The sequence below is a fragment of the Maritimibacter sp. genome (assembly GCF_016774595.1).
Classification (GTDB): domain Bacteria; phylum Pseudomonadota; class Alphaproteobacteria; order Rhodobacterales; family Rhodobacteraceae; genus Maritimibacter; species Maritimibacter alkaliphilus.
Genome location: NZ_JACBWT010000002.1, coordinates 1,526,581 through 1,552,572, shown reverse-complemented (window position 1 = coordinate 1,552,572; position 25,992 = coordinate 1,526,581). Strand labels below are relative to the sequence as shown.

General features: G+C 65.4%; 25 protein-coding genes and 1 pseudogene. 9 read left to right on the top strand and 17 right to left on the bottom strand.

Translation table 11 applies throughout. The annotated features are described in order from the left end of the window. Positions 1 to 33 precede the first annotated feature (33 nt). The 4 genes from recG to sciP all read right to left on the bottom strand — a co-directional run bounded on the left by recG (position 34) and on the right by sciP (position 5,539). A complete protein-coding gene (gene recG / locus HOY44_RS18795) occupies positions 34 to 2,124 on the bottom strand; it encodes an ATP-dependent DNA helicase RecG (protein ID WP_287436855.1) in 2,091 nt (696 codons plus the stop codon). Continuing rightward, positions 2,121 to 4,253 (bottom strand): NAD-dependent DNA ligase LigA, encoded by a 2,133-nt coding sequence (gene ligA / locus HOY44_RS18790; protein ID WP_287436852.1) that lies wholly within the window; start codon positions 4,251 to 4,253, stop codon positions 2,121 to 2,123. Before ligA ends, recG begins: the two co-directional genes overlap by 4 nt. A 195-nt stretch (positions 4,254 to 4,448) precedes the next feature. Next, positions 4,449 to 5,162 (bottom strand): response regulator transcription factor CtrA, encoded by a 714-nt coding sequence (gene ctrA / locus HOY44_RS18785; protein ID WP_008328927.1) that lies wholly within the window; start codon positions 5,160 to 5,162, stop codon positions 4,449 to 4,451. A gap of 98 nt (positions 5,163 to 5,260) precedes the next feature. Then, positions 5,261 to 5,539 carry a CtrA inhibitor SciP gene (gene sciP / locus HOY44_RS18780; RefSeq protein WP_040884390.1) on the bottom strand — a complete coding sequence of 93 codons (279 nt, stop codon included), beginning with the start codon at positions 5,537 to 5,539 and terminating at the stop codon, positions 5,261 to 5,263. 120 nt (positions 5,540 to 5,659) lie between these two features. Between sciP and mnmA the strand changes: the two genes are divergently transcribed. Next, on the top strand, positions 5,660 to 6,805 hold the full coding sequence (mnmA, locus tag HOY44_RS18775) for a tRNA 2-thiouridine(34) synthase MnmA (protein ID WP_287436848.1): 1,146 nt from the start codon (positions 5,660 to 5,662) through the stop codon (positions 6,803 to 6,805). Between the two features lie 156 nt (positions 6,806 to 6,961). Here mnmA and fabZ read toward each other — a convergent pair whose 3' ends face one another. The 10 genes from fabZ to pyrH all read right to left on the bottom strand — a co-directional run bounded on the left by fabZ (position 6,962) and on the right by pyrH (position 16,487). Then, the gene (gene fabZ, locus HOY44_RS18770) at positions 6,962 to 7,429 is read right to left on the bottom strand and encodes a 3-hydroxyacyl-ACP dehydratase FabZ (RefSeq protein WP_287436846.1); all 468 of its coding nucleotides are present in this window, start codon (positions 7,427 to 7,429) and stop codon (positions 6,962 to 6,964) included. Positions 7,430 to 7,504: 75 nt separating this feature from the next. After that, entirely contained in the window at positions 7,505 to 8,092 is a 588-nt protein-coding gene (locus tag HOY44_RS18765; RefSeq protein ID WP_008328931.1) for an OmpH/Skp family outer membrane protein, read from the bottom strand. Positions 8,093 to 8,120: 28 nt separating this feature from the next. Then, positions 8,121 to 10,466, bottom strand: coding sequence for an outer membrane protein assembly factor BamA (gene bamA / locus HOY44_RS18760; protein WP_287436844.1), 2,346 nt, complete (start codon positions 10,464 to 10,466; stop codon positions 8,121 to 8,123). Positions 10,467 to 10,623: 157 nt separating this feature from the next. Continuing rightward, the gene (locus tag HOY44_RS18755) at positions 10,624 to 10,755 is read right to left on the bottom strand and encodes a hypothetical protein (RefSeq protein ID WP_008328933.1); all 132 of its coding nucleotides are present in this window, start codon (positions 10,753 to 10,755) and stop codon (positions 10,624 to 10,626) included. A gap of 132 nt (positions 10,756 to 10,887) precedes the next feature. After that, positions 10,888 to 12,225: an RIP metalloprotease RseP gene (gene rseP, locus HOY44_RS18750; protein WP_287436839.1), complete on the bottom strand. Its 1,338-nt coding sequence runs from the start codon at positions 12,223 to 12,225 to the stop codon at positions 10,888 to 10,890. After that, entirely contained in the window at positions 12,216 to 13,415 is a 1,200-nt protein-coding gene (gene dxr, locus HOY44_RS18745; protein WP_287436837.1) for a 1-deoxy-D-xylulose-5-phosphate reductoisomerase, read from the bottom strand. The genes rseP and dxr overlap by 10 nt, the downstream gene beginning before the upstream one ends. Continuing rightward, entirely contained in the window at positions 13,412 to 14,272 is an 861-nt protein-coding gene (locus HOY44_RS18740; RefSeq protein ID WP_287436834.1) for a phosphatidate cytidylyltransferase, read from the bottom strand. Before HOY44_RS18740 ends, dxr begins: the two co-directional genes overlap by 4 nt. Then, on the bottom strand, positions 14,265 to 14,942 hold the full coding sequence (uppS, locus tag HOY44_RS18735) for a polyprenyl diphosphate synthase (protein ID WP_235889048.1): 678 nt from the start codon (positions 14,940 to 14,942) through the stop codon (positions 14,265 to 14,267). Before uppS ends, HOY44_RS18740 begins: the two co-directional genes overlap by 8 nt. 107 nt (positions 14,943 to 15,049) lie before the next feature. After that, positions 15,050 to 15,616 carry a ribosome recycling factor gene (gene frr / locus HOY44_RS18730; RefSeq protein WP_008328938.1) on the bottom strand — a complete coding sequence of 189 codons (567 nt, stop codon included), beginning with the start codon at positions 15,614 to 15,616 and terminating at the stop codon, positions 15,050 to 15,052. A gap of 106 nt (positions 15,617 to 15,722) precedes the next feature. After that, positions 15,723 to 16,487: a UMP kinase gene (gene pyrH, locus HOY44_RS18725; protein WP_008328939.1), complete on the bottom strand. Its 765-nt coding sequence runs from the start codon at positions 16,485 to 16,487 to the stop codon at positions 15,723 to 15,725. Positions 16,488 to 16,593: 106 nt separating this feature from the next. Between pyrH and miaA the strand changes: the two genes are divergently transcribed. The 3 genes from miaA to HOY44_RS18710 all read left to right on the top strand — a co-directional run bounded on the left by miaA (position 16,594) and on the right by HOY44_RS18710 (position 19,188). Continuing rightward, entirely contained in the window at positions 16,594 to 17,487 is an 894-nt protein-coding gene (miaA, locus tag HOY44_RS18720) for a tRNA (adenosine(37)-N6)-dimethylallyltransferase MiaA (RefSeq protein WP_287436831.1), read from the top strand. Positions 17,488 to 17,706: 219 nt separating this feature from the next. Continuing rightward, positions 17,707 to 18,513, top strand: coding sequence for a helix-turn-helix domain-containing protein (locus HOY44_RS18715; protein ID WP_008328941.1), 807 nt, complete (start codon positions 17,707 to 17,709; stop codon positions 18,511 to 18,513). A gap of 147 nt (positions 18,514 to 18,660) precedes the next feature. Next, positions 18,661 to 19,188 (top strand): GFA family protein, encoded by a 528-nt coding sequence (locus HOY44_RS18710; protein ID WP_008328942.1) that lies wholly within the window; start codon positions 18,661 to 18,663, stop codon positions 19,186 to 19,188. Positions 19,189 to 19,190: 2 nt separating this feature from the next. On the opposite strand, the gene HOY44_RS18705 is transcribed toward HOY44_RS18710, so the two are convergent. Then, positions 19,191 to 19,760, bottom strand: coding sequence for a lytic transglycosylase domain-containing protein (locus tag HOY44_RS18705; RefSeq protein WP_008328943.1), 570 nt, complete (start codon positions 19,758 to 19,760; stop codon positions 19,191 to 19,193). A 180-nt stretch (positions 19,761 to 19,940) separates the two neighbouring features. Here HOY44_RS18705 and ssb point away from each other — a divergent pair, with 180 nt between their 5' ends. After that, a complete protein-coding gene (gene ssb / locus HOY44_RS18700) occupies positions 19,941 to 20,429 on the top strand; it encodes a single-stranded DNA-binding protein (RefSeq protein ID WP_008328944.1) in 489 nt (162 codons plus the stop codon). A 66-nt stretch (positions 20,430 to 20,495) separates the two neighbouring features. Continuing rightward, positions 20,496 to 21,554 carry a site-2 protease family protein gene (locus HOY44_RS18695; protein WP_138423260.1) on the top strand — a complete coding sequence of 353 codons (1,059 nt, stop codon included), beginning with the start codon at positions 20,496 to 20,498 and terminating at the stop codon, positions 21,552 to 21,554. Here HOY44_RS18695 and aroB read toward each other — a convergent pair. Together aroB and HOY44_RS18685 are read right to left on the bottom strand one after the other, a co-directional pair. Next, the gene (gene aroB, locus HOY44_RS18690) at positions 21,551 to 22,660 is read right to left on the bottom strand and encodes a 3-dehydroquinate synthase (RefSeq protein WP_287436824.1); all 1,110 of its coding nucleotides are present in this window, start codon (positions 22,658 to 22,660) and stop codon (positions 21,551 to 21,553) included. The genes HOY44_RS18695 and aroB overlap by 4 nt on opposite strands. A 1-nt stretch (position 22,661) precedes the next feature. Then, positions 22,662 to 23,219: pseudogene (locus tag HOY44_RS18685) on the bottom strand (shikimate kinase); the annotation flags it as partial. Positions 23,220 to 23,359: 140 nt separating this feature from the next. Here HOY44_RS18685 and HOY44_RS18680 point away from each other — a divergent pair. Genes HOY44_RS18680 through HOY44_RS18670 form a run of 3 tightly spaced genes read left to right on the top strand, consistent with a single transcriptional unit; the run spans position 23,360 to position 25,984 of the window. Next, on the top strand, positions 23,360 to 23,497 hold the full coding sequence (locus HOY44_RS18680; protein WP_008328948.1) for a hypothetical protein: 138 nt from the start codon (positions 23,360 to 23,362) through the stop codon (positions 23,495 to 23,497). Next, positions 23,490 to 25,040, top strand: coding sequence for a hypothetical protein (locus tag HOY44_RS18675; RefSeq protein WP_287436821.1), 1,551 nt, complete (start codon positions 23,490 to 23,492; stop codon positions 25,038 to 25,040). Before HOY44_RS18680 ends, HOY44_RS18675 begins: the two co-directional genes overlap by 8 nt. Continuing rightward, complete coding sequence (locus HOY44_RS18670; RefSeq protein WP_287436819.1) at positions 25,037 to 25,984, top strand: site-specific tyrosine recombinase XerD; 948 nt, start codon at positions 25,037 to 25,039, stop codon at positions 25,982 to 25,984. The genes HOY44_RS18675 and HOY44_RS18670 overlap by 4 nt, the downstream gene beginning before the upstream one ends. Positions 25,985 to 25,992 lie beyond the last annotated feature (8 nt).

Sequence of the window (25,992 nt, the reverse complement as noted above, 5' to 3'; positions counted from 1 at the left end):
AGAACTTTTTAGCATTTCGACAGGAACGAAACGCTAACCCACTGAAATCAAACGGATCGCCTCGTCCTGCCGCATGAGCCAGAGGAGAACACGGGCCGCCTCGCCCCGCGTGCTGGTCAGATCGGGGTCATCGGCCAGTAGCTTGCGCGCGTCTTTCTGCGCGACGGCCATCAGCCCAGCCTGATGTTCCAGATCACCGACCATGAACTTGGGCAGGCCCGATTGCGCGGTGCCGATCAGGTCGCCCGCACCGCGCATTTCCAGATCCGCCTCGGCGATGCGGAACCCATCCTCGGTCTCACGCATGATGCCGAGGCGCTTCTCGCCCGTCTCGGTGAGCGGCGATTGGTAGAGCAGCAGACAGGTCGAAGCTTTCGAACCGCGTCCGACCCGGCCCCGAAGCTGATGAAGCTGCGCGAGACCGAAGTGTTCGGCCCGCTCGATCACCATGATGGTGGCATTGGGCACGTCGACGCCGACTTCGATCACGGTCGTCGCCACAAGAACCTTGGTCTCGCCGCGCTGGAACGCCGCCATCGCCGCGTCTTTCTCGGCGGGCGGCATCTGGCCGTGGACCAGCCCGACGACGCCCTCGCCCAAGGCCGCGCGCAGGTGCTTGAACCGTTCTTCGGCCGCGATCAGTTCGCTCACCTCGCTTTCGCCCACCAGCGGACAGACCCAATAGGCCTGCCCCCCGTCTTGGGCCACACCGCGTAGCCGCGCGACCACATCGTCAAGCCGCGACGTGGGGAGGACCGAGGTGGTGATCGGCTGACGCCCCGGCGGCTTTTCATCAAGGATCGAGACATCCATATCGCCGTATTGCGCGAGCGACAGCGACCGGGGAATGGGTGTCGCGGTCATGACCAGAACGTCCGCCGCCTGCCCTTTCTTGCCCAAGCGCATCCGTTCCGTCACCCCGAAACGATGCTGTTCATCGACCACGGCAAGGCGCAGGTCGTGATACGCCACATCGTCCTGAAATACCGCGTGGGTGCCGACGAGCACGTGGATATCGCCGCGTTTCAACGCCTCCAGCTTGGCGCGCCGCTCGCCCCCCTTATCGCGGCCCGTGAGCAATTCGACGACGACGCCGGCGGTTTCGGCCATCGGGCGCAGGCTTTCCAGATGCTGGCGGGCAAGGATTTCGGTCGGCGCCATCATCACGCCCTGCCCGCCCGCCTCGACGGCGACCAAAAGCGCAAGGAACGCGACCAGCGTCTTACCCGCGCCGACGTCGCCCTGAAGCAGACGGTTCATGCGCTGTCCGGCGGCCATGTCGGCGGCGATATCCGCCACCGCGCGTTCCTGCGCCCCGGTCGGTTGATAGGGCAGCGCCGCGCGCACCTTGTCCTGCAAAACACCGGTGCCCACACTCGCCCGGCCCTTACCGCGCCGCATCCGGGCGCGGGCCAGCGCGAGGGTCAGTTGATGCGCGAAGAACTCGTCATACGCCAACCGCCGCCGCGCGGGCGCCTGCGGCGACAGGTCGTCCGGCCCCTGCGGCATATGCGCGATCCGGACCGCTTCGTGCCAGTCAGGCCAGTGTTCCTGTGCCTTGAGACCGGGGTCGATCCATTCGATGAGCGGCTGGACCCGCGACAGAACCTCGCCCACCGCGCGGAACATCAGCTTCTGCGTCACGCCTTGGGCCAGATGGTAGACCGGCTCGAACTCCGGGATCAGGTCGGCCTCGCCCGGTTTGAGGATATGATCCGGGTGCGGCATCTGGCGGATACCGTCGTATTCCTCGACCTTGCCCGACACGATACGCCGTTGACCCGTCGGCAGGTTGCGCGAAATCCAGTCCGGGTTGCCGTGAAAGAACACGAGGTAAAACGTCGTAAGCGCATCGGTCATCTCGACCCGATACGGCCTGTTGCGCGCCGACGGCGGCAGGTGGCGCCCCACCTCCGCCTCGACCGTCACCGTGGCGGGCGGGCGGATTTCGGCGACCGAGGCGCGAAACGACCGATCGACCCCGGAATAGGGCAGCGAAAACAACAGGTCACGCGGCTGGGTGATGTCGAGTGCCGCGAAGGATTTGGCCGATTTCGGACCGATGCCGCCCAAGGTCTCCAACTCGGCAAAGAGCGGGAAAAGGATTTCGGGTCGCGTGCTCATGCGCCGTTGATGAGGTCGAGCCAGCCGTCCTCGTCAATGGTTTCGATCCCAAGCTCGGCGGCCTTTTTGGCTTTCGACCCGGCACCGGGACCGGCGACGAGCAGATCGGTCTTGGCCGAGACCGAGCCCGACACCTTGGCCCCCAACGCCTCGGCCCGCGCCTTGGCTTCGGCCCGCGTCATCTTTTCCAGCGTGCCGGTGAAGACGACCGTTTTGCCGGCGACGGGGCTGCCCTCCGTCTGCGGCGCCTCGACGGGCTCGATGTCGAGTTCGGCCACCAGCCGGTCGATCGACGCGCGCTCGGCCTCCTGATGGAAGGTCGTGACGAGCGATGTGGCCATGGTTTCCCCGACCCCGTCGATGGACAAAAGCTCTTCCCACGCCGCGCCGCCCTCGGTCGACGCGCCGGTCATCGCGGCCTCGAACGTCGGCCAGTCGCCGTAGTGGCGCGCCAGCAGATTGGCGGAGTTTTCCCCCACGTGCCGGATGCCGAGTGCGAAGATCACGCGGTTGAGCGGAATGCGCCGCCGCTCTTCGATGGCCTCGAAGAGTTTCGCAGCCGATTTTTCGCCCCAGCCGTCCCGGTTCTTCAGCTTGGCGAGCGCCGCGCCGTCGCGCCGGGCGAAGGTGAAGATGTCGGCGGGTTCGCGGATCGGCAGGCCCTCGTCGAAATAGAAGGCCTCGACCTGTTTCGCGCCCAGCCCCTCGATGTCGAAGGCCGCACGCGAGACGAAGTGCTTGAGTTTTTCGACCGCCTGCGCCGGGCAGATCATGCCACCGGTGCAACGGCGTACCGCATCCCCCTCCTCCCGGATCGCTTCGGACCCGCATTCCGGGCAGGTGTCGGGGAAGACGTAAGGTTCGGCGTCGTCGGGACGTTTCGTGAGGTCGACATCCGCGACCTTGGGGATCACATCGCCGGCGCGATAGACCTGCACCCAGTCGCCGACGCGGATGTCCTTGCCGCCCCGGATGTCGCCGCCCTTGGAATCTCGGCCCGCGATGTAGTCTTCGTTGTGCAGCGTGGCGTTCGACACGACCACCCCGCCGACCGTGACGGGGGTGAGCCGCGCGACCGGCGAAAGCGCGCCGGTGCGCCCGACCTGAATGTCGATCGCTTCAAGCCGGGTCCAGGCCAGTTCCGCCGGAAACTTGTGCGCGATGGCCCACCGGGGCGTGGTCGAGCGGAACCCGAGCCGCTGTTGCAGCGCGAGGTCGTTGACCTTGTAGACGACACCGTCGATGTCATAGCCCAGCGTGGCACGCTGTTCTTCGATGGCGTGGTAATGTTCGAGCATCGATTGCGGCGTCTCGACGATCTTGGTCAGCGGATTCGTGGAAAACCCCAGATCCGCGAGTTTTTCGATGGCCCCCATTTGCGTGTCCGCCAGAGGGTCGCTGAGTTCGCCCCAAGCATAGGCGAAAAAGCGCAAAGGCCGCGCCTCGGTGATCCGACTGTCCAATTGGCGAAGCGATCCGGCTGCCGCGTTGCGCGGATTGGCGAAGGTCTTGCCGCCCTTTGCCGACTGGCTTTCGTTGAGCCGGGCGAAATCGTCATGGCTCATGTAGACTTCGCCGCGCACTTCGAGGACATCCGGCGCGCCCGACAGGCGCTGCGGAATGTCGTCAATGGTGCGCGCGTTCGCGGTGACGTTCTCGCCTTCGCCGCCATCGCCCCGCGTCGCGGCCTGCACCAGTTCGCCGTGTTCGTAGCGCAGGGAAAGCGACAGACCGTCGATCTTGGGTTCCGCGGTGAAAGCGAGCGGCTCTTCGGCGGAGAAGCCCAAGAACGCGCGCACCTGGCGGTCGAAGTCCATGATGTCGTCGTCGTCGAAAGCATTGGCGAGCGACAGCATCCGCACCCGGTGCCGGACCTTGGAAAATCCTTCGGCCGGTGCCGCGCCCACCTGGTCGGTCGGGCTGTCGTCACGCTTCAGTTCAGGAAACCGCGCCTCGATCTCGGCGTTGCGCCGCTTGGCCGCGTCGTACGCCGCATCGGACATCTCCGGCGCGTCTTGGGTGTGATAGGCGGTGTTCGCGGCTGCGAGCAGATCGGCCAGCCGCGCGAGTTCCACTCGTGCGCCAGCCTCGTCCAGTTTTTCGACAGCGGTTTCCGAATGTCCGGTCACGTGGCCCCCCGTTCGCTTGCCTGACAAGAGATAGAACCGGGCGCCGGTATCGTCCAGCGGTCGGTCACGACGCGCGGGCGAAGAAAGGCCCGGCAGTCAGGGCTGCCGGGCAGTCGGGAGGGTCGAAATGAAAGACGAACCTGTCAGCAAACGTTCCGGCCGGCCCCGCGCACCGGCCATTTGCACCTGTGGGCCTCAGGCCCCCATCGCCACCTGCGGGTCCATCTCGACCGGCTGCGGATCACGCAGCACATAGCCACGGCCCCAGACGGTTTCGATGTAGTTCTCGCCCTCGGTGGCTTCGGCGAGTTTCTTGCGCAGTTTGCAGATGAAGACGTCGATGATCTTGAGTTCCGGTTCGTCCATCCCACCGTAGAGGTGGTTGAGGAACATCTCTTTCGTCAACGTCGTACCCTTGCGCAGGCTGAGGAGCTCGAGCATCTGGTATTCCTTGCCGGTCAGATGAACCGGCCGCCCATCGACTTCCACCGATTTCGCGTCGAGGTTGACGGCCACGCGGCCCGTCTGGATGACCGACTGGGAATGGCCCTTGGACCGGCGGATGATGGCGTGAATGCGCGCGACCAGTTCGTCGCGGTGAAACGGCTTGGTCATGTAATCGTCGGCCCCGAACCCGAAGCCGCGCAGCTTGTTCTCGGTGTCGTCGTTGCCCGACAGGATCAGGATCGGCGTTTCGATCCGCGCGAGGCGCAACTGGCGCAGAACCTCGTGCCCGTTCATGTCCGGCAGGTTCAGGTCCAGAAGGATCAGGTCGTAATCATAGAGCTTGGCGAGGTCGACCCCCTCCTCCCCCAGATCCGTGGAATAGACGTTGAGGTTGGCGTGAGTCAGCATCAGCTCGATCGAGCGAGATGTGGTCGGATCGTCTTCGACGAGCAGGATTCGCATCGGTCAGTCTCCAGATAAGTTCCCGTTCCGTTCGTTCACACTCTCGCCCCAAATGGTTAACGTCCCGTTACCCATGCGTGAGTCATAGCTCATTCTACCTAGGGTTGTCTATATTTCTGAAGTGCGGTGGCCTTCAACGCGGCTTCTCCGTGGGTTTCGACCGCATGTTGCCACTCCGCGAACTCCTCCTCCGACAGCGCATACATCCTGAGCGCATCGGGCAGGGTCACGAGGCCGAACTTGACCGCGCGCACCACGGCGGCCTTGCGCGAGGCGACCCAGCGCCGCGTATTCGCAGGCGGCAGGTCGGCACGGGTCATATGGCTGCCGTCCGGCAATCGCACGGCACGCGGTCCATCGACTTTCTTAAGGTACATCACGGTCTTCCCTCGAACTAAGGCACAAGCACTTTTGCGCGAGGGACTTAATGTTGCGTGAAACCCGGCCTTGTTGTTATGTGCAATTTTCATATATTCGCGCGTTCAAAGGAGCGTGCCATGAGCCTCGACACCGAAATCCGCGTCAATTCGCTGGGCTTCGCCAAGCCCGAAAGCGAGACCCGAGTGGTCGTCGCCATGTCCGGCGGAGTCGACAGTTCCGTGGTTGCCGCCAAGCTCAAACGCGAAGGCTACGACGTCATCGGCGTCACGCTTCAGCTTTACGATCACGGGGCGGCGCTGGCCAAGAAGGGCGCTTGCTGCGCGGGGGTGGATATCCACGATGCCCGCCGCGTGGCCGAGGAAATGGGCTTTCCGCACTACGTGCTCGACTATGAAAACATCTTCCGCGAAGCGGTCATCGAAGAATTCGCCGACAGCTATCTCGGTGGTGCGACACCCGTGCCCTGTATCCGCTGCAACGAGCGCGTGAAGTTCAAGGATCTGCTGGCGACCGCCAAAGACCTCGATGCCGACTGTATGGCGACCGGGCACTATATCCAGCGGTTCGCGGGCGACGCCGGGCCGGAACTCCACCGGGCGGCCGATGCGAACCGGGATCAGAGCTATTTTCTGTTCTCGACCACGCCGGAGCAACTGTCGTTCCTGCGCTTCCCGCTCGGCCACCTCAAGACCAAGGACGAAACCCGGGCCCTCGCCCGCGAATTCGGGTTGGAAGTGGCCGACAAGCCGGACAGTCAGGACATCTGTTTCGTGCCCGACGGAAACTATGCCGGCGTGATCGAGAAGCTGCGCCCGGGCGCCGCCGAGCCGGGCGAGATCGTCCATGCGGACGGGCGCGTGCTGGGCCGCCACGACGGCGTGATCCACTACACCATCGGGCAACGCCGGGGCCTGGGGATCGGCGGTCTGTCCGACCCGCTTTACGTGGTGCGCCTCGACACCGAGACCCGGCAGGTCGTCGTCGGCCCGAAAGAGATGCTCGCGACCCGCACGATCCCGGTGCGCGAAATCAACTGGCTCGGCGACGCGCCTTTCACCTCGCAAGGCGAATGGCACCTGTCCGTCAAGGTCCGCTCGACCCGCCCGCCGCGCGAAGCGGTGATCCGGCCGATCAGCGAAACCGAAGCCGAGGTCGAACTCCTGACGCCCGAAGAAGGCGTCTCACCCGGTCAGGCCTGCGTGTTCTATGCCCCCGACAGCTCCCGCATCTTCGGCGGCGGCTGGATTCACACGGGCCGCTGACCCCTTCTTCGTTTAGGAAATACTTCGGGAGGTCTGGAGGGCTGGCCCTCCAGAGCCGCCAACGGCGGCTGCCATCGCGACGTCCCGGCACAGCCGGGGCGGCGCAAAAGCTGCGTGCGCGCAAGCGCACACATTTCGAAAGATCAGGTCAAAAGATCAGCCTGACGGAGACTGGCTCAGGTCGATCATGGCCGAGAACTCGGCGGAACAGGCCACTTCGCCGTCGACCGTGGCACGACCCTCGAATTTCCAGATCTTCGACCCGCCGCGGATCGTCTTGATGTGCATCTTCAACACGTCGCCCGGCACCACCTTGCGCCGGAACTTCACCTTGTCGATCCCCATGAAGTAGACCAGCGGTTCCTTGTCGACGAGGTCGAGCGACATCGACACCATCACCGCCGAGGTCTGGGCCATCGCCTCGACGATGGTCACGCCGGGCATGATCGGCGTCTGCGGAAAATGTCCCTGAAAATGCGGCTCGTTATAGGTGACGTTCTTCACCCCGACGGCGCTTTCGTTTTTCACGATATCCTCGACCCGGTCGATCAGCAGGAACGGGTAGCGGTGCGGAATGCACCGTTGGATCATGTGGATATCAGCCGAAAGGGGCGCGTCTGTCATGTGAACATCCTTTGAATACTGGCACGCTTTTTGCCCCGTGGCAGGCGCGGGCGCAAGGGTTTGCGCGGCGCGGGCCTATTCGGGCGCAGCCGGCGTGTCCGGGTCGGCGGGGGCTTCGGGGACGAGGTTCGAGCCTTCACCGAAGGTTTCGTCGATCAGCGCGATCGCTTCTTCGGTCACGTCGATGGCATTCGCGGCCAGCAGCACCGACCGCTTGTCGAGCAGGACGACCGCCCCGCGCTGCTGCATGATCTGGCCAAGCGCCGGGCCGATCCGGTTGTAGAAATCCCGTTGCGCCGTCTCGAAGCGCCGCACGAAATCCGATTGCGCGGCGTCACGGTCGTTGCGCAACTGGACGACGCGGGCGTCGAAGGCATCGGCGGCGGCCCGGAACTCCTCCGCCGTCATCGAGTCGCGCTGATCCGTCAGCGCCTGCTCTTCGGCCTCCAACTCCTGCTCGATCTTGCGGGTTTCTTCCGACAGGGCCGCGGATTCCGCGTCCAGATCGGACGAAACGCGCTGGCCGAACCGGCTTTGCTCGAACAGCGCCTCGCGGTCGATGGTCAGGATCGGCGACACCAGCTGACCCAGATTCTGGGCCAGCACCGGCGGCGTGACGGACAAGACCGTCACGAGCGACAGGATCAAGGCAATCAGACGCATGGCAACCTCCGAAGGGGCGCGAACCTGATCAGAACTGGGTCTGGATCGTCACCTCGAACCGGCCTTCGCGGTCGTAGCCCTGTTTCACGACAGGGATCGAGTAGTTGAACCGCAGCGGGCCGATGGGCGTGTCCCAGAACAGCGACGCACCGACCGAGGACCGCAGGTAGAAGGCGTCGTCGATGGTGCCGCCCAGCGTGTTGTCCAGGCCCCAAAGCGAACCGACATCGGCGAAGACGCCGCCGCTGATCCCGTATTCCTCGGGCAGACCAAGCGGGAACTGCGCCTCGACGCGGGCCGCGACGAAGTAGTTGCCGCCAAGCGCATCGGTGTTCGCGACGGTCAGGTCACGCGGGCCGGTGCCGTTGAAGCGGAAGCCCCGCACCTTTTCCGGGCCGAGCGTGAAGCGATCCGTCACGCGCGCACCAGCGCCGCCGATGGAATAGAGCGCGCCGCCCTCGACCTCGGCCCTCAGCGTCACCTCGTCGTTCATGATGCGGGTCTGCGCCCGCGCCAGAGCCGTCGCCTTCAGGTATTGGTTGTCGGCCCCAAGCCCACCGACCTCGGTGTCGATTTCCAGGAAGAAGCGCGACATATCGTCGAGCCCGGAAATCGCCGAGTCGAAAGTGTAGGTCAGGCCCGCGTGCCCGCCGATCTGCCAGCCGCGCCCGGCCTCGGCCATGAGCACGGCGGAACTGGCCGGATCGACGTTCGCGATGTTGGACCCGCGCACGCCCGCCTTGACCGCGACGCGGCTCGACGGGCTGATCGGGAACTCCAGATAGGGCTCCACCAGCAGCCGGGTGGTGTCGTAGTTCGCATTCGCCGAGGCCAGCGTGTCATAGTAGAACGCGTTGATCCCAAGCTCGAGATCGCGGCCCAGAAGCCGGGGTTCGGCGAAGGAGAACGAGTAGTTGCGGACGGCGACGCCCCAGTTGAACTCGGCGGTGATGTACTGGCCGCGACCCAGGAAGTTCGATTCGCTGAAAGACGCGTTCAGACCGAAACCGGAGGCTGTCGAATACGACGCGCCGAAGGAAAGAGAGCCGGTGCCCTGCTCTTCCACGTCCACGTCGACCACGACGCGGTCCGACGCCGAGCCTTCGCGCGCCTGCACGTCGACATTCGCGAAATAGCCAAGGGCGCGGATACGTTCAGCGGCGCGACGGATTTCGCGCGGATTGAACGGGTCGCCCTCGACCGTGCGGAATTCCGAGCGCACCACCCGGTCGAGCGTGGTCTGGTTGCCCTCGATGTCGATCCGCTCGACGATCACACGCGGCCCGCGGGTGATGGCGAGCGTCACATCCAGCGTGCCTTCGCGTTCGTTGCGCACGATGCGCGGCTCGACGGTGATGAAGTTGAGACCCTTCTGGGCCGCCAGACGCTCCATCCGCGCGATCGCGTTGTCCACGTCCGACGGGTTGTAGACGCCGCCCTGACGCAGACGCGCTGCGCGCTCGAATTCGGCGGTGTCGACACCGTCGACCTCGGAAATCGTGTTCACCTGACCGACGCTGAACTGCTGGCCCTCGGTGATCTTGAAGGTCACCTGATAGCCGTCACGGCTGCTGCCCGCTTCGGCGGCGACCGCTTCGGCCCGGAAATCGACGAAGCCGCGCGAATTGTAGAAATCCGTCAGAACCTGCTTGTCGAACTCGATCCGGCCGGGATCGTAAGTGTCGGACTGGACGAAGGCCCGCAGAAGGCCCGCCTGTTTCGACGTCAGAACACGGCGCAGACGGGAATCGGCGAAGCTGCGGTTGCCGGAGAAGGACAGACGCTCGATCTCGGACACCCGGCCCTCGATCACTTCGAAGACGAGGTCGACGCGGCCATTGGTGCGCCGGATGATGCGCGGCGTCACGTCGGCGGCCAAGCGACCCTTCTGGGCATAGTATTCCGCGATGACCTGCGCGTCGCGCTCGGCGACGGCGGGCGAGAACACCTGACGCGGGCGCGACTGGATGATCGCGATCAGATCCTCGTCGTCTTCGCGGCGGTTGCCCTCGATATTGATGCGGCTGATGAACGCCTGTTCCTGCACCCGAACGACCAGCGTGCGGCCGCTCGGCTGAAGCCGGACCGTGTCGAACAGGCCCGAACCCTGAAGGCGCTGATAGGCGTCGTTGAGTTGGGCCGCGCTGACCGTCTCGTTTTTGCCGAATCCGAGGTAGGCGAGGATCGTCGCCGCTTCGATCTTTTCGGTCCCGACGATCTGCACCGAGGAGAAATTGTAGGACTGCGCGAGTGCCGCCGATGGCACCATCAGCGAAGCCCCTGATACCCCGAAGAAAACCGCCGTGGCAGCCGGTGCAAAGACGGATTGGCGCAGCCCCTTGGCGCGGGCGGCACGCTGCTCGTTATACGTCATCTTGTTGTCATCCGCTCAGACATCCCAGTCCCTAGTGTGACTAGCGGGTTTGGGGGGCGGTGTCAAAGCAAGTCAAACGACTGAGGGCCGCGCTATGGCGGCCCTGCGACAGGTTCGAAAAGTGTAAGTTTTCAGAGCGGTGCGACCCGCCGTGAAATCAGTGCAGGAACGCGCCCAGCAAGGCCCCGCAGCCAAGGGCGGCCGCCAGCGTGCCGACATAGAGAAGACGGTCCCAGTTCAGGTCCATCAAAAGGTGAAGCCCGCGGTAGCTGTGTTGAATGTGTTCCATGCGCTCGTACCTCCAGCGTTATGGAGGGGAAACTCACATGGGATTCGGGCGGGACCACATCCGAATTGCGGCAAGATTAAGGCATTTGCGATCGGCCGCACGGCGCAGCTGGGCGCGCCCGGCTCTCGCCGCCTATGGGCAGAACAGATCGTTCGTCACGCCCAACACCATGATCGACAGGATCAGGGCAAGGCCGACCGCGAGCAGAACACGCATCGCGCGGTCCGACGGGGGCTTGCCCGCCACCGCCTCATAGGCGTGGAACACGAGGTGGCCGCCGTCCAGCACCGGGATCGGGAACAGGTTCAAAAGCCCAACGGCGGTGGACAGCACCGCGATGAACCAGATGAAACTGTCGAGCCCCTGACTCGCCGCCGCACCCGAGGTTTCGGCGATGCCGATGGGCCCGCGCAGGTTACAGGACGAAATCGCCCCGGTAATCATGTGCCACAGCCCGGACAGCGAGGACGAGATGATGTAGCCCACCTGCCCCACGCCCGTCGAAACGGCTTCGCCGAAGGAAGGCGCGCGGGTTTCCGGCTCGAACACGAGACCCCCTCCGATGCCGATCAGCCAGCGGGTCTCGAACCCGCCTTCGGGCAGCGGCAGGTCGACGCGGCGCGGGGTCAGATCGACGCTGATCGCTTCGCCGTCGCGTTCGATGCCAAGCGTCAGGGCCGCCCCATCGCCCTCGCCCACGATGGCGCGCAGGTCACCGAAGGTCGAAACGGGTGCGCCGTCGACAGTCAGGATGAGGTCGCCTTCGCGAATCCCCGCGTCCGATGCCGCCGATTGCGGTGTGACCGAGCTTACATAGGGCGGGAACGGATGCAGCGCCTCGACCGTCACTTCCTGCCCGCCGCGCAGAACCACGTATTCCACCGGGCTTTCGTTGGGCAGACGCGAAACGAACCCGTCGAATTCATCCAGCGACGGGGTTTCCTCGCCCGCGATGGACAGGATCTGGTCGCCCGGCTCCAGCGCCTCCAGCCCCGAGACCGGCGCGACCTCTTCGACGGTCAGCGGGTCGGTGGCGATGCCGGTGTGAAACGCCATCGCGAAGAAGATCAGGGCCGACAGCACGAAGTTGAAGATCGGACCCGCCGCGACGGTCGCCGCCCGTGCCCAGAGCGGCGCGCCGTGCATGGTGTGCCGCCGTTCTTCATCCGACAGGCCGGCCATCGCCCCCTCGTCCACGCCCGCCGAAGCCGCGTTCGCATCCCCCCGGAACTTGACGTATCCGCCCACGGGGAACGCCGCGATCTGCCATTGCGTCCCATGCTTGTCGGTCTTTTTCGCCAGCACCGGCCCGATGCCGATGGAAAACACGTCCGCTTTGATCCCGGACAGACGCCCGATGATGTAATGGCCGTATTCGTGGATCGCGACGATGATCGTCAGCGCGATGATGAAGGCGATCAGGGTGAAGGCGAGGTTGCCGAAAGACGGGATCAGCGCGGTCAGGTCCACGTGGCACTCCTTTTCGGGGTCTTCGCCCCTGATATTATCTCTTCTGCTCGTATCCGGGCCATGTGGTCGGCCGCGCGCACGTTATCAAGAGTAAATGCGGCAGACATGAGGCCCGTGTCACCCGACAGTTCCGTGAGCACCCCTTCGACGACCCCGGCCATGTCCATGAAACCAAGCCGGTGGGCGATGAAGCCGTCCAGCGCGGTTTCCTTGGCGGCATTGAACACCGCACCCGCCATGCCGCCGGCCTCCATCACCTCGCGCGCAAGGCGCAGGGCTGGATAGCGGGCATCCTCGGGCGCGCGAAATTCAAGCTGGCCGATCCGGGCAAGGTCCAACCGCTCGACCGGGAGCGGTTTGCGCTCCGGCCAGTTCAGCGCGTATCCGATGGCGTGGCGCATGTCCGGCGGGCCGACATGGGCCATGAGCGCCCCGTCGTTGAAGCCGACAAGCGCGTGGATCAGGCTTTGGGGATGAACGATGACCTCGATCTGGTCGGGGCGCACGCCGAAGAATTCGCGGGTCTCGATCAGTTCCAGCGCCTTGTTGAACATCGAGGCAGAATCGATGGTGATGCGCTGGCCCATGTCCCAGTTCGGGTGGCTCGACGCCTCTTCGAGCGTGGCCGAGGCCAGCTTGTCGATGGGCCAGTCGCGGAACGCGCCGCCCGAAGCGGTGATGATGACACGCTCGACGGCGGCCATGTCTTCACCCACCAGCGCCTGGAACACGGCGGAATGTTCGCTGTCCACCGGGAGGACGGTCGCGCCGTGATCGCGCGCTGTGCCGAGGATGAGGGGCCCCGCCGTGACGAGGCTCTCCTTGTTCGCGAGCGCAAGGGTCGCGCCTTGTTCCAGTGCCGCCAGCCCCGGCGGCAGACCGGCCGCACCGACGATGGCCGACATGACCCAATCCGCCGGACGGCGCGCCGCGTCGGTCAGCGCCGCCTCGCCCGCGGCCACTTCGATCCCGGTGCCCGACAGGGCCTCGCGCAGGTCGGCGAGGCATTCCTCATGTGCCGTCACCGCGACCTCGGCGCCGAGCGCCTTGGCCTGCCGGGCCAGAAGATCGACGTTGCGCCCGCCGGTCAGGGCGACTACCTCGAACCCATCGGGGTCGCGCTCGATCAGGTCTATGGTCGAACAGCCGATGGACCCGGTCGCGCCGAAAATGGACACCCGCCGGGTCATGGGAAGATCCCGAACCCCAGCGCGGCCACACCGGCCAGTGCGGCGACCGCCACCAGCGCGTCGAGCCGGTCGAGCACGCCGCCGTGGCCGGGGATCAGGGCCGAACTGTCCTTGACCCCTGCCCGGCGTTTGAGCCAGCTTTCCGCGATGTCGCCCATCTGCCCGGCAAAGGCGAGCACGACGGCGCCCAACGCGCAGAGCGCCCAGTGAACGTCCAGAAGCCCCGGCCCGACCAGCGCACCGAACAGCCCCGCGCCGACCCATCCGGCCACCGTGCCGGACCACGTCTTTTTCGGGCTGATACGCGGCCAGAACTTCGGCCCACCGAACGCACGCCCGGCGAAATATCCCAAGATGTCAGAAATCACGACGATCCCGATCAGGGCGAGGATACCGCGCGGCCCGGCCACGAGTTGCCCGAAGATCAGCGACAGTGCGGCGACGGCAAGGAGCAGACCGTAGGCGAGCCACGTCCGATGGCCCGCGCGGATCAGAAGCAGACCGACCGCGAGCGGCACGAAAGCCACGAGAAGTGCCCGCATGACGCCGAAGGTGACGGCGGTCCAGATCGCCTCGGCCCCGTCAGGCTCCGGCCCGGCCAGCGGCAGGACGAAGGTGATCGCGAGAACCGCCACCGGAAGAAGCGCGATGATCCAACGGCGCAGGGTCGGGATTTCGACCTCGCACAGTTTCGCAAGCTCGCGCAGCATCAGCACATAGACGATCACGACGAAGATCGACCACGCCAGCGGCCCGCCGAACAGGGCGCCGAGGGCGATCAGCACGATCACGCCCGCGGAAATCACCCGCGTCGACAGATCGGACCATTTGGAGGCGGATGCGGATGTGTCAGCCATTCTTCACCGCGCCGAAACGCCGGTCGCGCATGGCGAACCGATCGAGGATCTCGGCGAACTTCGCCCGGTCGAAGTCGGGCCAGAGCGTGTCGATGAACTCGTACTCGGCATAGGCCGACTGCCAGAGCAGGAAATTGGACACCCGCGCCTCGCCCGAGGTGCGGATCACAAGGTCGGGGTCGGGCAACATGCAGGTGTCGAGGTATTTGGGCAGCGTTTCCTCGTCGATAATGTCCGGGTCCAGCTTGCCCGCCTTCACGTCCTGCGCCAGCCGCTGTGTGGCGCGCGCCACCTCGTCCCGCCCGCCGTAGTTCAGCGCGACCGTGACATGCACCCGGTCGTTGTCTTTGGTCAGGTCTTCCAGATCGTCCATCAGACGGCGCAGCTTCGGGTCCAGCTTGATGCGGTCGCCGATGAAGCGCACGCAAGCGCCCTCGTCGTTCAGCTCATGCGCGGTCTTGTTGATATAGCGGCGAAACAGGCTCATCAGCCCCGCGACTTCCGCCTGCGTCCGCTTCCAGTTCTCGGTGGAAAACGCGAAGAGCGTGATATGCGTCACGCCAAGGTCCGGGCAGGCCTCGACCACTTCGCGCGCTCGTTTGGCGCCTGCATGGTGGCCGAACAGGCGCGGACGACCGCGCTCCTTGGCCCAACGCCCGTTGCCATCCATGATGATGGCGACGTGGAGGCCCTTGCCGGTTCCGATCTGGCTTTGCTCGTTCACGGGGCGGCTCCCTCGTCAGGCAACGCGTGACACGCGCCGGTCAGACCGAAAGGTCAGACCTGCATGATCTCTTCCTGCTTGGTCTCGAGCGTCTTGTCGACATTGCCGATGTATTTGTCGGTCAGTTCCTGCACTTCGTCGTGCCAGATCTTGTTGTCGTCCTCGGACATGCCCGCGGCTTTCGCTTTCTTGAGCTGTTCCATCCCGTCGCGTCGCACGTTGCGGATCGCGACCCGGGCGCTTTCGGCGTATTGCGCGGCGACGCGGGCCAGTTCCTTGCGGCGCTCTTCGTTCAGTTCCGGGATCGGCAGCATGATGATGGTGCCGTTGGTCTGCGGGTTGATGCCAAGACCCGACTCCATGATCGCCTTTTCGACCGCGTTCACCAGCGATTTGTCCCACACGTTGATGGTGACCATGCGCGGCTCCGGCACGTTCACGGTGCCCACCTGGTTGATCGGCGTGCGTTGACCATAGGCTTCGACGTGGACAGGCTCCAGCATCGCGGCCGAGGCACGGCCCGTGCGCAGCGAGGCGAGTTCCGTGCGCAGCGCCCCGATGGCGCCTTCCATACGGCGTTCCAGATCGTCGATGTCGATCTCAAGCTCTTCGTCAGCCATGCCTCAATCCTCCTGACCGTGGACCTGCGTCCATTGTTTGCGCTCATATACTCTCATCGGGCCGCACTGTATAGAGACGCGGGCCCTCGGGTCTGCCGGCCCGACCTCAGGCGGCAGGCTTGGCGTTCTTGACCGTGGTATAGGTGCCTTGCCCGGCAAGAATGCCCTTGAACCCGCCCGGTTCGTCCAGCGAGAACACGATGATCGGCATGTTGTTGTCGCGGGCCAGCGCGATGGCCGAGGCATCCATGACACCCAGACGTTTCGCCAGCGCCTCGTCATAGCTGACCACGTCATAGCGTTTGGCGTCGTCGAATTTCTTGGGGTCCTTGTCATAGACCCCGTCCACCTTGGTGCCCTTGAAGATCGCTTCACAGGCCATTTCGTTGGCGCGCAGCGTGGCGGCCGTGTCGGTGGTGAAATAGGGGTTCCCGGTGCCGGCGGCGAAAATGCAGACCCGCTTTTTCTCGAGGTGGCGCACGGCGCGGCGGCGGATGTAGGGCTCGCAGACCTGATCCATCGGGATCGCGCTGATGACACGGGTGTAGACGCCAAGCTCTTCCAGTGCCGACTGCATGGCGAGCGCGTTCATCACGGTCGCGAGCATCCCCATGTAATCCGCCGTCGTGCGCTCCATCCCCTGTGCCGAGCCCGCGAGACCCCGGAAGATGTTGCCGCCGCCGATCACCATGCAGATCTCGACGCCCATGTCGTGAACCGACTTCACCTCTTGCGCGATACGCGCGACGGTGGGCGGGTTCAGGCCGTATGACCCGTCGCCCATCAACGCCTCGCCCGAGATTTTCAGCATCACCCGTTTGTATTTCGGTTGGCGAGCGTCGGCGGGGGCGTTGGTCACGGCCTCGGTCATGTCTTTGCGTCGTCCTCGGGGGTCATGTATGGATCGCGCGCAAAATGTCGGAAATCCCCGGCGGGCGCAATCCGCGAAAAACCGGGGGCTGGGAAGAAAGCATGTGATGGCAGAGGCGCTTGCGGCCCCCTTTCTCGATGATCTGCCGCCGGACCGCCCGGTTCTGATCGCCGGACCGACGGCGAGCGGCAAGTCGGCGCTGGCTCTGGCGATCGCGCGCACGGCGGGTGGCGTGATCGTCAATGCCGACGCGCTTCAGGTGTTTTCCAACTGGCGTATCCTGACCGCCCGCCCGTCGATCTCGGAGGAAGAGGTGGCGCCGCACCGGCTTTACGGTCACGTGCCCGGCGACACGTTCTATTCGGTCGGGCACTGGCTGCGCGAAGTCGCGCCGTACTTGTCCGGCCCGCAGCGGCCCATCATCGTGGGCGGCACCGGGCTTTATTTCTCGGCTCTGACCGAAGGGCTCGCCGATATTCCCGCCACACCGCCCGAGGTGCGGGCCGAAGGCGAGGCGCTGCTGGCCGACAAGGGCCTCGTCGCCCTCATGTCCGACATCGACCCCGAGACGCTCGCCCGGATCGACACCCGCAACCCCGCCCGCGTGGCCCGCGCGTGGGAGGTTCAGCGCACCACCGGCAAGGGTCTGGCGGCCTGGCAGGACGACACGCCCCCGCCCCTGCTGCCACTGGCCGACGCCCTGCCCCTTGTCCTCAATTCCCCGCGCGACTGGCTTGCCGACCGGATCGCCCGGCGGTTCGACGCGATGCTGTCAGCGGGTGTGCTGGCCGAGGCCGAGGCCAATCTGACCACGTGGTCGCCCGACCTGCCCTCGGCCAAGGCCATCGGCGCACGCGAGCTTATCGCGCATCTGAAGGGCGAGATGACGCTGGACGCGGCACGCGACGCCGCGATCATCGCGAGTCGGCAATATGCCAAGCGTCAGCGCACATGGTTCCGGTCGCGAATGTCGGACTGGACGCAAGTCACGATACCCTGACTCCCGCTAGTTCACGAATATGTGGCCCCTGTGCGACAGCGGCAAAAAGCCTCGGAGTTATCCACAGGAAAACCCGCAGACTGTGGATAGTCGGGGGCGACAGGTCTGTGTAAATCGTCTACCGCTGAAGGACCGCGATGAGGGGGCGACATGGCGGTAGGACGAATCGAACAAAAGTCGGTCGTTCGAATGGGGACAGACAGGGAGAACCAATAAAAAATGGACCAACTGAACGCGCTGAGCTCTCCCTTCCGTGTCATCCCTCTGGCCCGCCTCGCAAGCGGCGGGCGGTGGCGAACCGAAGCGATGCGCAGCTACGGCGCCCCTGTTCTCCTCTGGTTCACCCGCGGTCAGGGCCGCATCACGGTGAACGGCAAGACCTCCGGCTATACTTCGCACAACGCTATTTACGTGCCTGCGGGCACGATGCACGGGTTCGAGATGAATTCGACCGTCCACGGAATGATCGTCGTGTTCCCGGTCGGCGTGGAAGACGAGCTTTCTCTGCCCGAAGACCCCGTGCACCTGCGCCTTCAGGAAGCCGATCAGCATATCGAGCTGAACCGGCTGATCGAGAACCTTCAGTCCGAACTGGAAAGCGGCAACCTCGCCTCCGACCGCGCGATGCTGTGTCACGCGGGCCTTCTGTCGGTCTGGATCGAACGCCAGATGCGCGCGCTCGACATCGAAGAGCCGGACGAGGATGCCTCGTCCCGTCTCGCCGCCGCCTATACCGCGCTGGTCGAACAGGAATTCCATTCCGCCAAGACCGTCCGCGACTACGCCAAGGAGTTGGGCGTGACGCCCACGCACCTCAGCCGCGTGTGCAACAAGGCCTGCGGGCGTCCGGCCTCATCCATCCTTGCCGACCGTGTGCATTACGAGGCACGGCGACTGCTGACCGAAACGCATATGCCGATCAAGGACATCGCGTCGTCGCTCGGCTTCGCCTCGGCGGCCTATTTCACGCGGGCGTTCCAGAATCACACGGGGCGCACCCCGTCGCAGTTCCGGCGCGGCGCCTGATCGTTTTGTGACCCATTGGTCACTTGACGAACACCCCGTCCCAATGGTGACCTGAGTCCAACCGACGTCTCTAAATGAGACTCTCGGCGATTATAAATTGACTTTTAGTGAAACCGCGCGTCTCGTATTCACGAGAGGTTGGACACCATGGACAGTCAGGACATCACTTGCCGTTGTGGAACGGTGCGCTTGAGCGCGTCCGGTCGCCCGTCCGGGGCGACCATCTGCCATTGTGCCGAATGCCAGACCGCCGCGATGATCTTCGAACGCCGGTTCAATGCGCCGGTGGCCGATTCCGAGGGCGGGACGTTCCACGTGCTGTGGCGCAAGGACAGGCTCACCTGCCAGTCCGGCTCCGACAAGCTCGCCGCCCACAAGCTCGACCCGAAAAGCCCGACCGACCGGGTCATCGCCACCTGCTGTGGCACGCCGATGTATCTTGATCGCAAGGGGCGGCCCTGGGTCGGGGTTTTTGCGGACCGTGTGCCGGAACAGGCGCGCCCGGACCCGGAACTCAGGGTCTATGCAAAGGATCGCGTCGAGGCCGGCCAACACGCCGATGGGGTGCGCACCTATCCGGGCTATTCCCGGCGCATGTTGTTCAGACGTTGGCACGCGATCTGGCGCAGCGGGTTCGAGACCGATCACATGGGGTTCGTCGCCCGCGACATCTGATCTCAGCCGCCGAGGATCGCTTTCACGTATCCTTCGGTTTCCTTGTAGGGCGGGACACCGTTGTATTTCGTCACCGCCTCCGGCCCCGCGTTATAGGCCGCGAGCGCCAGCTTCCACGACTTGAACGCCTTGTATTGCTGGGCGAGATACCGCGCCCCGCCGTCGAGATTCTGAAGCGGGTCGTCCGGGTCCACCCCCAGGAGCGACGCGGTTTCGGGCATCAGTTGCGCAAGTCCGATGGCGCCCGCATGGGATTTGGCCGACGGGTTCCAGCCCGATTCCTGCTGCACGAGCCGCAGAAACAGGTCTTCGGGAATGCCGTGCTTGGCCGCCGCCGCCTTGGCATGGGCCAGATACTCGCCCTTGTAGCTGCCGCGAAACGCCGGAACATGCTCTTTCGGGCGCGGCTGATACCGGGTCGACCCTGCGTATTGCTCACGCGCCCGCCCGTCGAGAACCTTCAAGGCATTCTCGAAACTGCGTTGTCCGTTCGACGAGGAAAACGTCTGTGCCGCAACCGGCGCGCCCACCGCGACCGACAACGCCACCGCACCTGCGAGTAGTCCCTTCATCACCGCCCAGCTCTCCGTTTTGACCGGACTATACCGTCAATTGCGGCGACTCGCCAGCCTCGCGCACCGGGACCGGCAGCGGGCCTCCGCCGTCCCGGTTCCGGGGATTTTAACCTTTCCTTCACCGGGCACGGGTGATGTAACGATTTGAAGCAAGTTTTACAGATTCGGGAGGTGCTCATGGCTGGGTCCGTCAACAAGGTGATCATCGTCGGCAACCTCGGGCGCGACCCGGAGGTGCGGACGTTCCAGAATGGCGGGAAGGTCGTGAACCTGCGCATCGCGACGTCGGAGAACTGGAAGGACCGCAACACGGGCGAACGCCGCGAACGCACCGAATGGCATTCGGTCGCGATCTTTTCCGAGCCTCTGGGCCGGATTGCCGAGCAATATCTGCGCAAAGGCTCGAAGGTCTATATCGAGGGCCAACTCGAAACCCGCAAATGGCAGGACCAGTCGGGTCAGGATCGGTATTCCACCGAAGTGGTGCTGCGCCCCTACCGCGGTGAACTGACGCTTCTCGATTCGCGCGGCGGCGACTCGGGTGGCGGCAACTACGGTGGCGGCTCGTCTTCGGGCTCCGGCTACGACGATCGCGGCGGCTATGACAGCGGCCCCTCCGGCCCGGCGTCGGGCGGCGGCAGCTTCGACGACGAGATCCCGTTCTGAGGATCGACGACAGGGGCGCATCGGGCGCCCCTTCTCACATCCCCTGCCCGGTCCTATCTCTGACATATGCGCTGGTCTTTTCCCATCGGCCGCCTGCTCGGCTCCGAACTTCGCGTCCACGCGACCTTTCTGATCCTGCTCGCCTATGTCGGCGGCAGCGCCTATTCGTTCGGCGGGCTGGACGCGGCGCTGGTCAATGTGGCCTATGTGCTCGCGCTGTTTGCCTGCGTCATCGCGCATGAATACGGCCATGCCCTGACCGCGCGGCGGTTCGGCATTCCGACGCCGGACATCACGCTCTTGCCCATCGGTGGGGTCGCGCGCCTCATGCGCATCCCGGAAAAGCCGGGGCAAGAGGTGCTCGTCGCCCTCGCCGGGCCTGCCGTGAACGTGGTGATTTTCTTCGTCCTCTGGATCACCGCCGGGCTGAGTTTCGAGGCGGCCCCCCTCACCGGCGGCATGACCTTCGCCGATCTGCCGCGCGAACTGGCCACGCTGAACCTGATCCTCGCCGCGTTCAACATGATCCCGGCCTTTCCGATGGATGGTGGCCGCGTGTTGCGCGCGACCCTCGCCATGGTCACCGACCGGGTGAAGGCCACGCGGATCGCGGCGGGTGTCGGTCAGGTGCTCGCCGTGGGGTTCGGCATCTACGGCTTCTATATCGGCAGCTTCATCTATCCGCTCATCGCCGTCTTCATCTTCATGGCCGCCCGCGCCGAAGCGCGCGACGTGCGCCTGCGCGCGATGGCGAAGACCGAAACCGCAGGCAACGTCATGGCCACCGGGTTCAAGGCGCTCGGCACCTCGCTGACACTGGAACAAGCGCGCGAAGCGTTCGACCGGGAGCGTGTGGCGGAATTTCCCGTGGTCGACAGCGCGAGCCGCCGCATCACTGGCCTGCTCGCGCGAAAGCAACTGGACGATCAGTATCACACGCTGGGTGCACAGGCGCCGATCACGCGGGTGATGGCCACGAACGTGCCCGTGGTGCAGGACGCCACGCCGCTCGCCCATGTTCTGCGCCTGCTCAACAGCGCGCCAGCGGTCGCGGTGACGGATGCGACCGGCGAGGTCGCGGGCTATATCAGCCACCGGACCGTGATGGACCGGCTCGGGCGCTAACGGGCCGAAAGCGCCTCGGACAGGATCGTGCGCACGAGGTCGAGGTCGACTTCATCCGTGACGAAGGCCTCGCCGATCCCGCGCGCCATGATGAACTTGATCGTGCCCGCCTCGACCTTCTTGTCCTGCCGCATGAGGTCGATCAGACCCTCGGCATCCGGCAAGTCGCCCGGAATGTCACGCAGGTCGCGCTTCATTCCCATGGCCGACAGATGCTCGCGGAACCGGCTCGGCGCCTCCTGGCTCATCCAGCCCATCCGCGCGGAGGTCTCGAACGCCAGTGCACAGCCGATGGCCACCCCCTCGCCATGCAGAAGGCGGTCGGAATAGCTCGTCGCGGCCTCGAGCGCATGACCGAAGGTATGGCCGAGGTTCAACAGCGCCCGGTCGCCCTGCTCGGTTTCGTCCCGCGCCACGATGTCGGCCTTCATCTGGACCGAGCGGCGCACCGCCTCGGTCCTGAGCGCGATGTCGCCCGCCGCCATGGCAGGCGCGTTCGCTTCGAGCCATTCGAAGAAGTCGAGCGACCCGAGGCCGCCGTATTTCACCACCTCGCCGTAGCCCGCCAGAAAGTCCCGCTCGGTCAGCGTGCCCAGCACGTCGATATCGGCCAGCACGAGCGAGGGCTGGTGGAAGGCCCCCACAAGGTTCTTGCCGTGCGGCGAATTGATCCCGGTCTTACCACCGACCGAACTGTCCACCTGCGCCAGAAGGCTGGTGGGCATCTGCACGAAGCGCACGCCCCGGCGCAGGATCGCCGCCGCGAAGCCCGCCAGATCGCCGATCACGCCGCCGCCGAAGGCCACGACGACATCCTTGCGCTCGACCCGCTGGGCAAGCAGCCACTCGACGGTTTCGGTGAGATGCGCCCAGCTTTTCGTGGCCTCGCCCGCAGGCAGGATCAACGCCTCGCTCTCGATCCCCTCTGCCTTCAGCGCGGCCTGCAACGATGCAAGATGCAGCCCCGCTACCCGCTCCTCGGTCACGATGGACACGCGCGGGCGGTTCAGAAGAGGCGCGATCTGCGCGCCCGCTTGAGACAGCAGCCCCGGCCCGATCCGCACGTCATAGGAGCGATCGCCAAGCGCGACGTGAACGGTTTCCATCCTAGACCTCCTCGAGCACGTCGGGCCGCGTTTTCAGAACGTCGATGACGTGGGCGGCCATATCGGAAATCGAATACTTGGGGTCCGCGTCGGCCACCAGATCGGCGAGCGCGTAGATCGGCTGACGTGCCGCATAGATCTCGCCCAGCGTTTTCTTCGGATCGGCCGTGCGCAATAGCGGCCGAGTCGTCTTGTGCCGGACCCGCTGCCACAGCAGGTCCAGATCCGCCCGCAGCCACAGCGATACGCCCGCCGCCGAAATCGCATCGCGGTTGCGTTCGGCAAGGAAAGCACCGCCCCCCGTCGACAGCACGATCGGGCCGGTCGAAAGCAGCCGTGCGATCACCTCGGCCTCGCGATCACGGAAGAAAGCCTCGCCGTCCCGTTGGAACACCTCGGCGATGGTCATGTTCGCCGCCGCCTCGATCTCGGCATCCGAATCGAGGAAGGGCACCCCCAGTCGCGTCGCCAAGGCCTTGCCGACCGCGGTCTTGCCCGCGCCCATCATGCCGACCACCGTGACTGGCTTTTTCAACACCTGCTTCAACCTGCACCTGCGAACGGCAGCAGTCTGCCGACCGGAATGTGAATGCGATCACATGGCGTGACCGCGCCGGACATGCCATATATGAACTGCACGCGGGGGCAAACCCGTGATCCGGAAAGATCGGGCAGAGACAGAGGCACAAAGGGGACCCAATGCTTTGGCGGCTCATAAAGTTCGTCGCGACAATCGTGATACTCGGGGCAATCGGCATCGCGGGCTATGCGCTCGTCGGGGACCTCAAGCCGCCTGCGTCCGAGAATTCGCTCTCGGTGACGCTGGATGATGGCTAGGACCGCTGCCGCCCTCGTTCTTTTCATCGCGCCGGGGCTCGCCCTCGCGCAAGATCCGGGCGCGCCGATGTCCGCGATCAACTGGCTGTCCGACAGCGTGAACGAACCCGCCGACGTGCCGCTCGGCCCGTCGAATGGCGCGGGCGAGACGACCGGGGCCGAGGTCGCCGCGATCACGGTCGCTCCGCTGGACGCCTCGTCGGGACCACGCCCGGATGCCATCGGTCTGCTTGCACCGCATGTAACGGGGTTGCCCGCTGGCCTGTGGGGCGCGTCACAGCCCGAGGACATCGTGCGCCGCATTTCCGACGAGCGGGCCGATATGCTCCCGGCCCTGCAATCGCTTCTGACCGAGATTTTGCTGGCCGAACTCGATCCGCCGCAGGCCGGCGGCGGTGACGGGCAGGCCGTGTTCCTCGCCCGGATCGACAAGCTGCTGGACATGGGCGCGGTGGAGGAAGCCCACGCGCTCCTCACGCAGGCCGGGGCCGCGACACCCGATATCGTGCGCCGCTGGTTCGACGCGGCCCTTCTGATCGGTCAGGAAGACGAGGTCTGCCGCGCGATGGAGGCCGCGCCGGACCTGTCGCCCACCTACCCGGCCCGTGTCTTTTGTCTGGCGCGCGCCGGGGACTGGGACGGTGCCGTTCTGGTCATGGGCAACGCCCGCGCGCTGGGCGAGATCACCGAGGACGAAGACCTGCTTCTCGCCCGATTCCTCGACCCCGATCTGTTCGAGGGCGAAGCGCCGCCCGAACCTCCGCGCCCGATGACGCCGCTGGCCTTTCGGCTGTTCGAGGCCATCGGGGAACCGGTGCCGACCACCAATCTGCCGCGCGCCTTCGCCCATGCCGATCTGCGCTCGAACATCGGCTGGAAGGCGCAGGTCGAGGCGGGCGAACGGCTGGCCCGCGCCGGCGCCCTGTCGGACAATCAGCTTCTGGGGCTCTACACGCTGCGCGAACCGGCCGCATCCGGCGGGGTGTGGGAGCGTGTTCGGCTGGTGCAGGATCTGGACCGCGCCGTCAGCGACGGCAATCCCCGCGCGGTCGAGGTGATCCTGCCGCGTGCATGGTCCACCCTTCAAGCCGCCGAGCTCGACATGCCCATCGCGCGGCTTTACGGGCAGACCATCGCCGGGATGGACCTGAAGGGCGAAGCCGCCGACATTGCGTTTCACATGGGCCTGCTGGGCGACCGGTATGAGATCATCGCGCTGGAAGCGGACCCCACCAGCGCGATGGATCGGTTTCTGGCGGGCGTCGCTCAGGGCAATGTGGCGGGCCTGACCCCACCCACGGACGCAGCAAGGGCGGTGGCGGACGGGTTCTCGGCCGCCGCCATTCCGGGCCGCTACGCCGATCTGGTCGATGGCGACCGGCTGGGCGAAGCGATCCTCGCCGCGATCAGCGACTTCACCGTCGGAACCCGAGGTGATTTCGACGAGGTGGCCGATGCGCTCGCCCTGTTCCGTGCGATCGGGCTTGAGGATGTGGCGCGCCGCGCGGCCCTCGATTTCCTCATACTGGAGCGGCGCGGATGAGCCCGCGCTCGCCGGACCTGTGGATTTCGGCGTTTCTGGAGGCGCAGGCCGCCGAACTGGACGCCTCGCAGAACACGCTGCTCGCTTATGGCCGTGATCTCAAGGACTTCTCGGGATATCTTGATCGGATGGGTGAGGATTTCGGGGGCGCCGACCGGGCCACGGTCGAGGCCTATCTGATCGATTGCGAGGCACAGGGCCTTGCCGTTTCCACCCGCGCGCGGCGGCTATCCGCGATCAAGCAGATCTACCGTTTCGCGTTCGAGGAAGGCTGGCGCACCGACAACCCGACCCTGCGCATCACCGGGCCGGGCAAGGCCAGACGCCTTCCGAAGACGCTGTCCGAGGACGACGTCGAACGCCTGCTGAACGCGGCCAGGCAGCATGGGCGGACCGACGCGGACCGGCTGCGCAACACCTGCATGATGGAGGTGCTCTACGCCACCGGAATGCGGGTGAGCGAACTTGTCACCCTGCCCGTCTCGGCCGCACGCGGCGATCCGCGGATGCTTCTCGTCATGGGCAAGGGCGGCAAAGAACGCATGGTGCCGCTTTCGCCACCTGCGCGCGCGGCGCTCGCCTCTTGGCTCGACGTGCGCGACGCGGCCGAAGACGCGGCCCGTTCCAAGGGCGCGAAGCCTTCGCGTTTTCTGTTCCCGTCGACCGGCAAGGACGGCCACCTGACGCGCCATCGCTTTCACGGCCTCATCAAGGATATCGCGGTGGTCGCCGGCGTGTCGCCCGAAACCGTCACGCCCCACCGCCTGCGCCATGCCTTCGCAACGCATCTGTTGGCTCACGGGGCCGATCTGCGCGCGATCCAGACGCTTCTGGGTCATGCCGACGTGTCGACGACCGAAATCTACACGCATGTGCTGGACGAACGGTTGAAGGAACTTGTCCTGAGCCATCATCCGCTGGCGAAAAAAGGCGGCGTGACCTGAGAGCGCGC